The organism is Bacillus sp. GbtcB14 (assembly GCF_019091205.1).
Classification (GTDB): Bacteria; Bacillota; Bacilli; order Bacillales; family Bacillaceae_G; genus Bacillus_A; species Bacillus_A cereus_AG.
The window spans coordinates 1-650 of sequence record NZ_JAGXJT010000058.1; the positions used below are offsets into that span (position 1 = coordinate 1).

Here is a 650-nt window from a genome sequence, read left to right on the forward strand (position 1 = left end):
CGCCTCCTAAAGTGTAACGGAGGCGCCCAAAGGTTCCCTCAGAATGGTTGGAAATCATTCGTAGAGTGCAAAGGCATAAGGGAGCTTGACTGCGAGACCTACAAGTCGAGCAGGGACGAAAGTCGGGCTTAGTGATCCGGTGGTTCCGCATGGAAGGGCCATCGCTCAACGGATAAAAGCTACCCCGGGGATAACAGGCTTATCTCCCCCAAGAGTCCACATCGACGGGGAGGTTTGGCACCTCGATGTCGGCTCATCGCATCCTGGGGCTGTAGTCGGTCCCAAGGGTTGGGCTGTTCGCCCATTAAAGCGGTACGCGAGCTGGGTTCAGAACGTCGTGAGACAGTTCGGTCCCTATCCGTCGTGGGCGTAGGAAATTTGAGAGGAGCTGTCCTTAGTACGAGAGGACCGGGATGGACGCACCGCTGGTGTACCAGTTGTTCTGCCAAGGGCATAGCTGGGTAGCTATGTGCGGAAGGGATAAGTGCTGAAAGCATCTAAGCATGAAGCCCCCCTCAAGATGAGATTTCCCATAGCGTAAGCTAGTAAGATCCCTGAAAGATGATCAGGTTGATAGGTTCGAGGTGGAAGCATGGTGACATGTGGAGCTGACGAATACTAATAGATCGAGGACTTAACCATATAATATG

The 650-nt window shown here is 53.2% G+C and carries 1 rRNA gene; it reads left to right on the forward strand.

The annotated features are described in order from the left end of the window. Positions 1 to 642, forward strand: a 23S ribosomal RNA gene (locus KVT31_RS29330); the annotation flags it as partial. Between the last annotated feature and the right edge of the window lie 8 nt (positions 643 to 650).